Genomic DNA, 6407 nt, shown 5'->3' with positions numbered 1-6407 from the left:
CCATCTTGGCCTCCTGGCTTTAATGGCGGTGTATTTTACAGAAAATCGTATTTCTTGGGTTTACGTACAGAGCCTAGACAGGCTACTTTCAACCACGCCAACCCAAGCGATTTTGCAGAATGGTAGCGCCGGGATTGATTATAGTCTTGATATTACGATTGAACTTAACAATCCGAGTAATAACTCTCGAATAAAAGAAATTGAAATAACGGGTTATTGCTAGCCGAAAATCGCAATCCGAACGCTAAACGTTGTAGCGCCCTGTCAGACAGCAAACCAGCTACTAAATGGACTTGCGGAAACCGCCCCTAATAAGGTGGTTTTTTTTCGTTCAGTGAAATCCTCGCTCGTCTTAGGCAATGCTGTGACCTTTCGCCAAAGGGAGCAAGTCTGAAAATCGCCACCACAATAAAAAATCTTCTGAAAAAGCACTTATCCCCCTCCCGCCGACGGGCTTCGTGTCCTTTTTTTGTGCAAAACCGGATGTAGTGCAAACGATCCTGCAGCCCAGGCGGGCCATGGGCCTATGCAGGGGATGAGCCATTGCACAGAATGCAAAGTTTTGAAGGGTAATGCAGTGCGGTTGCACAGTAGCACTCAGGGAGGTAACGGGCGGGGTGATGCTGGAAGCCCTGGTTTCATTGGGCGAAAAGTTTGAAAACGTGGGTTTCGGTGGGTTTTCAAAAACGTGCACGATCTTTTTTGAGCGTAGCTGGTTGGGTGATCGGTGAGGCTGAATTCCCAGCAAGCTATAGCTGACGTGGGCTGGGGCATGTTTGATGGATTACACAGAACTGAAGGCGATCGCCGATCAATTTTCCGTTTATGAAGTCGATCTAGGTTCCATGAAAAAAAGTGGTTTTTATTGAGTTCATTCCTACGGGGATCTAGCCAGCAGGATTTTTCCTGTAAGGGGCGCTGCCGGCAATAGTAGGAGGAGTAGATAGTTTAGCAATTGGTAGGCTAATCTTTCTTTGTTGGTATCTTTTCTATTAGAGATTGAATTATCTCCTGAAGGTTTAGTGGCCAACTTTCGCTAGGGTTATCATTGTTGTGCACGCCAAATATTCTCGACGCGACTTCAGATTTTATTTTGATTTGATCTTCAGAGGGTAGAGATGCGATGTAGGGAGTCACCGCTTTTAAATCTAGTGCTATACGTCGGCTGATGTGCTGTTGGGTCCTGTGTTTTGCAGATTCTCGAGCTAAATATGCTGCTGGTACTGATAAGGCTAAAGCGATAAACATTTTGAATACTGATTGCTTCCAGTCCAATTCGCTGTTTAATGTTTCGTATAGCGCGAATAAAAGAACTGCACCTGTAAGGGCCATACATCCTAATGAAATGTTTCTCATCTTGTTGGCGGCGCTTTCTTCATCGTCAGCGGTGGTAGAGTATTCTAAAAGCAATACTTTTGATGCTGTGGTTTCAAGTAATTTATCTATTTTTTCTTGAGCGTCTTTAGCGCTGTCTGTGGCTGATTCAAAGATGTCTGAGGCTTTTTTTGATTCGATTATCATTTGTTCTTGAAGGTTGGATGTCTCATGCTTCAATTGTTCCATTTTTTGCATTAATTCTGATATTTCAGTTTTTGCATTCTGGAACATTTCAAGGCTGTTTTGTTTTATGTTATTTATTTCATTGCTACCGCTATTAATAGCTTTTTCATAGCTTTCAATTTCAGATTTTAGCTTGTTCCGCATCAATGAAAATTGTGTTTCGTACTTGGATGCTAAAGTCCTTGTAATTTTACTAAAGTCGGCAAGTCGCGGATTTTTTAACTGTGGATCATGAAGCGTTTGAGCGGCGTTTAGGAGTTCTAGGCTCAGTTCGACGTCGGTCTTTAAGTCGGAAGCTAAACTCATAATCTCGTAGCCTATGGACGTTACTTTATTTATTTCAACTTCTTTAACTATTCTCATGCCTATAGATTGAGCATGTGTGGAAATGTTGTCAGCATGAATTAGTGCGTTCTTTATTTCATTCGAACTAGACAGTATATTGAATTTTTCAACGTCATCTAGCAGTGCTTCCCTGTGGAGGTGATCTTTAGCGGTTAAAATCTCTGGGTAAGCATCATTGAGACTATCTACTAGGGTAAATATTCTGCTGATTTTATTTTTGCATGTATCAATAGCGTTTTCCATAAGCCTACTCTTTTATCAAGAATTCAATTTTTGAAATGTGATTTCGAGGTGGCCATGATGGCACAGGTCTGTAGTTGTACGGGTATCAAAAGATTGGCATGCCGCATGGGGCTGTAGTCGTTCGGGCATCCCAGGTACGCGAAACGCGTCCATCCATGGCCGGGATTGGTTCCTGCGTTGGACTGGCTGGCTCGTGAAGACTCCTCTAATCAAGTTTCACTCTCAATGGCGGGGTGGTCGTTTCAAAAAGAGCGATATGAGCTATACGGGCGTGGAAATGGGTCTGGAGGCCCCGGTTTTGCTGGGCTTTCGGTATTACAGGGGAAGGTAATATGAAGCGATATGAAAAGTAATATTTCAGCCAAACCCCCGGATTCATTGGGTTTTAAAGAATGGAAATATAGCTTTATAGAAAGGTAATACTATCGCCTTCCTATCGCTTAAATATCGCCTTTTTCAAAACCGCTGGAGGCCTTGATCTGTAAGGGCTGCGACTGTTTTTCAGAGAGGATATTACGAATATTACTCTTTTTTCGGACCCCCACAGATTTTAGGATTGGCACCTATGCAGGGGTTGGGATCAGGCTGTGCAGCTATTTGCGTCTATTCTGATGAAACGGTCCCCGATACGGCCCCCATTGGGATGCGGTAAGGGGTAGACAGAGCTGCAGGCCTTGAAATACGTGGAGCGGGTGGCGGGAATCGAACCCGCGTGATCAGCTTGGGAAGCTGGAGTAATACCATTATACGACACCCGCTCAGAGCGGCTGACTTTGTACCAGAAGATGGCATCGATGAGAAGTTTTATTCTTGAAATGTGTTGTTTTAGCAGCTTTTTCGTTCTGTTGATTGCCTCGGGCACCCTCACAACGACAGTGAGGGTGGGTGAGGTCGGGTTGGCTTTAAAAACTCGAGCAGGGCGTTTTTACTGCTGTGGCTGGCGCTCCTGTTTTCCATATCGAGAAAATGCCCGGTGTTTTCCAGGCTGATGAACCGGCTGTTGGCAATCGGCTGGGCAAAGTGCCGGGCGTCGCTGGCCACGGTGTATTCGTCCCATTGGCCATTGATAAACAGCACCGGTATATCGATACCCTGCGTGGCACTGAGAAAGCCTTGCTGATCGTTGTTCAGGACCTGGTCTATATGAAAGTGCATTTGCGCGTATTCATGCTCGGCCAGGCTGCTGACGTGCCTGAAGTTGAAACGCTTGAACAATGGCGGCAAATGCTTGCCCAGTGTGTCGTTGACCAGATTGCCCACCTGAGTGCGGTTGCAAGCTGCCAGGCAATGACGGCCACGCTCCAGGTAATCGCGCATGGCGTCGTTGATCAGCGGCGAAAACGAACTGATCACGGCCTTTTCGATGCGTCGCGGCACACACGCCAGGGCGGTAAGTGCCGCTGTCCCGCCCCATGAAAATGACAGCAGGTAGTTCGCGTCAAAATGCTCTATCAGCTCCAGCAAAATTTGAGCTTCTATTTCCCTCGTCAGCATCTTCTGATGAGGGTTATGAGGTCTGGAGTTGCCCGCGTAGGGCTGGTCATAGAGAACAACGTTTAAATGCGGGTGGAGGTTTTTCAGGGTCTGGCCAAAGGACGCAGTGGTGGCCATCGAACCATTCACCAGGATGATGGTGTTTAGCGACGTATCGCAACGATAAAGCTCGGTATGGATACGGTATTGGCCTTGAATGTCGAGCACGGCAATTTCGGGCTTCATCATGGCGTCAGACTCCAGTGAATCGAGCGTCGGTCTGACTGATGGTGCTCTGTGATTGTTACAGAAAGGGGTGGGCCGCGTTGCCGGCTAATTTGCTGGAGTGGGTTGGAATTGCACAACTTCCTGCTCGCTTAGCGCCCGGTACTCGCCGGGGGCCAGCAGGCTGTCGAGTACCAAGGGGCCGATGCTTTCGCGGTGCAGGCGCACGACCTTGTTGTTGAAGAAGCCAAACATGCGTTTGACCTGATGATAACGGCCCTCAACGATGCTCAGGCGCGCACTGCAAGGGCCAAGCAGTTCCAGCCCGGCGGGCTGCGTGGTCAGGTCTTCAAAAGCGAAATAGACGCCCTCACGAAATTTGCTGATATACGCGTCGGTAATTTCCTGCTCGGTCTCGACGTAATACACCTTGGGCATCTTGGTCTCGGGCTGAGTGACATGACGCGACCATTGGCCGTCATTGGTAATCAGCATCAACCCGCTGGTGTTGAAGTCCAGCCGACCTGCGATATGCAGGTCGTGTTTGTCCGGCTCATCCAGCAAGTCGAGCACCGTAGGATGTTCCGCATCCTGGGTGGCACTTACACATCCGGGTGGCTTGTGCAGCATGAAGTAACGCGCCGGTTTGCCTGCCTGCAAGATTTGCCCGTCGAACTCAACCTGGCTGAATGCCCGGATTTCGTGACGTGGATCGCAGATAACCTGCCCATCAACCTGGATGCGCTTCTCTATCAGGAGCAAGCGTACTTGCTGGCGGTTGAACTGGGGGCGGTTGCTCAGAAAACGGTCTAAACGCATAGCGATCAATCACAAGGAATTCATGCGCGTATCTTACGTGAGGCTCTGCGCCCGTGCAGGCGGCAATTGACTTGCAACGTTCGCGCAACGAGGGCACAGGCAGGCGAGGTCACGTAGCTCAAGTGGTAATGCCTGTATGACCTTGGGATCAATATTGACGGTATGGCACCAGCAGGATTGAGCCGCGATATCCGGGCTGGCCATGGAGCAGTCGTTTCGAGCGCCGCATGCTGGGCACAGGTCAGGGGTGGTCATTTCAGCATGTCCATGGAAATAGTTGATGGCTTGATAATAATCCTTACAAGGGTAGGAAAACGATCGTTATTTATAATCAGTGTGGAGGTTGGGTCTTTTTGATTAGGTGCTGAGGATAAAGAAGATCGCACGTATCCTCAGGAAATTCCCTACATAATAACCTGTTGTTAAATAATAATGTTCGTTTAGGGTTGGGGGGGCGGCAAGTTGCTTGTCGTGAACAATTTTCAGTATTTGATTGGGGGCGTATATGAAATACGTGTACTTGTTGTGTGCGATGTTGTTTTATTCTTCGGTTTCTTTAGCCAGTGTGGTTGAAAGTTGTCCGCGTGCTGAAACCGTGACGCTCAGAAATGGTATCTATACGGCGCCAGCCAATGCTTCCGCAGCTGAATGGATCGCTGTGGCAAGCGCCCCGACAGCGTCACCGTTGCAAACATTCGAAGCCGCTGTTTTTTATCCAGCCAATAACGAGGCAGGGTCTACGGGGCGGATCGGGTACTGCGAGTACAGGGCGGCGGACAGGTCACTTCTGAACTTGCATTATAATAATCCGGATGCTTCCGGTGACGCCATGACTCTGGTGGAGGCTAGAAACTGGAAGATGTATACCAGCGGGTTTGGGCTGGCTTTTTATGAATGCAACTCATCTGACACCAATGGGTGTTCGTTTTCGGTACGGAATTGATTTGCGTGTCCGGTAATGCCTTATCCAGCTGATGCGGCCAGGCAGGGAGTCTGGCTGACTACTCTGCATGGCTGTGGGGTGTAAATTCGAGAGTGTTTGGTTGGTTTCTTAGATATTGAATGAAGTGTGCGCGGTTTTTTATATCTTTCGATGGGGCGGGAGCACTGTCTTTGGTTTGAGAGGTTTGTATGTATATTCGAGTTATGGCTGTTGTTTTAATAAGTGCATCCCTGTCTGCCTGTATAAATTATCCTGTGTATCCCAGGCACCATCAGCGAGCCGACGTGCGTTCCGCCCCACTGTTAAATCAGGGCGTAAATAGCCCTGTGGTCAGGCAAAAAGTTAAGGCGCCGCTTATTCGGCGCGAAAAGCTGAATCAGCAAAGGATCAATAGCCCTGTGCTTGTGCGAGAGGTTCAGGCGCCGCTTATTCAGCGCGAACAGCTGAATCAGCAAGGGGTCAATAGTCCTGTGCTTGTGCGAGAGGTTCAGGCGCCGCTTATTCAGCGCGAACAGCTGAATCAGCAAGGGATCAATAGTCCTGTGCTTGTGCGAGAGGTTCAGGCGCCGCTTATTCAGCGCGAACAGCTGAATCAGCAAGGGATTAATAGCCCTGTGCTTGTGCAAGAGGTTCAGGCACCCCTCATTCAGTATTAAAGGTTCAGCAAGATCAGCGTTCACGGTCGAACCGGCAATGACCCCGGCACAAGCACCTGACCCGCTTGCATGGCGCCGGACGCGACGGATGGGGATGTTGACAACAGGGACGGGGTTTTCTAGTGTCCGCCCCATTGTTTCTC

The 6407-nt window shown here is 48.7% G+C and carries 7 protein-coding genes and 1 tRNA gene; 2 read left to right on the top strand and 6 right to left on the bottom strand.

Translation table 11 applies throughout. The features are described from left to right. Window positions 1-223, top strand: a 223-nt coding sequence (locus tag GHN92_RS24020) for a hypothetical protein (RefSeq protein ID WP_218580732.1), incomplete at its 5' end; no start/stop codon positions are given. 740 nt (window positions 224-963) lie between these two features. On the opposite strand, the gene GHN92_RS09145 is transcribed toward GHN92_RS24020, so the two are convergent. From GHN92_RS09145 to GHN92_RS09125, 5 genes are all read right to left on the bottom strand, one after another. Then, a complete protein-coding gene (locus tag GHN92_RS09145; protein WP_153379911.1) occupies window positions 964-2148 on the bottom strand; it encodes a hypothetical protein in 1185 nt (394 codons plus the stop codon). A gap of 684 nt (window positions 2149-2832) precedes the next feature. After that, window positions 2833-2906 (bottom strand) — tRNA-Gly (locus GHN92_RS09140). A 106-nt stretch (window positions 2907-3012) separates the two neighbouring features. Continuing rightward, entirely contained in the window at window positions 3013-3867 is an 855-nt protein-coding gene (locus GHN92_RS09135) for an alpha/beta fold hydrolase (protein ID WP_170943724.1), read from the bottom strand. Window positions 3868-3954: 87 nt separating this feature from the next. Continuing rightward, window positions 3955-4665, bottom strand: coding sequence for a pseudouridine synthase (locus GHN92_RS09130; protein ID WP_133144265.1), 711 nt, complete (start codon window positions 4663-4665; stop codon window positions 3955-3957). Between the two features lie 33 nt (window positions 4666-4698). After that, a complete protein-coding gene (locus GHN92_RS09125) occupies window positions 4699-4920 on the bottom strand; it encodes a cysteine-rich CWC family protein (protein ID WP_095019719.1) in 222 nt (73 codons plus the stop codon). A 250-nt stretch (window positions 4921-5170) separates the two neighbouring features. Here GHN92_RS09125 and GHN92_RS09120 point away from each other — a divergent pair, with 250 nt between their 5' ends. Continuing rightward, entirely contained in the window at window positions 5171-5608 is a 438-nt protein-coding gene (locus tag GHN92_RS09120) for a DUF3757 domain-containing protein (protein ID WP_133144264.1), read from the top strand. A gap of 302 nt (window positions 5609-5910) precedes the next feature. On the opposite strand, the gene GHN92_RS09115 is transcribed toward GHN92_RS09120, so the two are convergent. Continuing rightward, entirely contained in the window at window positions 5911-6288 is a 378-nt protein-coding gene (locus GHN92_RS09115) for a hypothetical protein (RefSeq protein ID WP_133144263.1), read from the bottom strand. Window positions 6289-6407: the final 119 nt, after the last annotated feature.

The organism is Pseudomonas sp. FSL R10-2964 (genome assembly GCF_009600035.1).
Lineage (GTDB): Bacteria > Pseudomonadota > Gammaproteobacteria > Pseudomonadales > Pseudomonadaceae > Aquipseudomonas > Aquipseudomonas bubulae.
This window is presented reverse-complemented; position numbering and strand designations above follow the sequence as displayed.

What these genes read in the sequence shown, in the direction of transcription:
- GHN92_RS09145 (WP_153379911.1), bottom strand. Translation starts at nt 2,148, where the DNA reads ATGGAAAACGCTATTGATACATGCAAAAATAAAATCAGCAGAATATTT.
- GHN92_RS09135 (WP_170943724.1), bottom strand. Translation starts at nt 3,867, where the DNA reads ATGAAGCCCGAAATTGCCGTGCTCGACATTCAAGGCCAATACCGTATC.
- GHN92_RS09130 (WP_133144265.1), bottom strand. Translation starts at nt 4,665, where the DNA reads ATGCGTTTAGACCGTTTTCTGAGCAACCGCCCCCAGTTCAACCGCCAG.
- GHN92_RS09125 (WP_095019719.1), bottom strand. Translation starts at nt 4,920, where the DNA reads ATGACCACCCCTGACCTGTGCCCAGCATGCGGCGCTCGAAACGACTGC.
- GHN92_RS09120 (WP_133144264.1), top strand. Translation starts at nt 5,171, where the DNA reads ATGAAATACGTGTACTTGTTGTGTGCGATGTTGTTTTATTCTTCGGTT.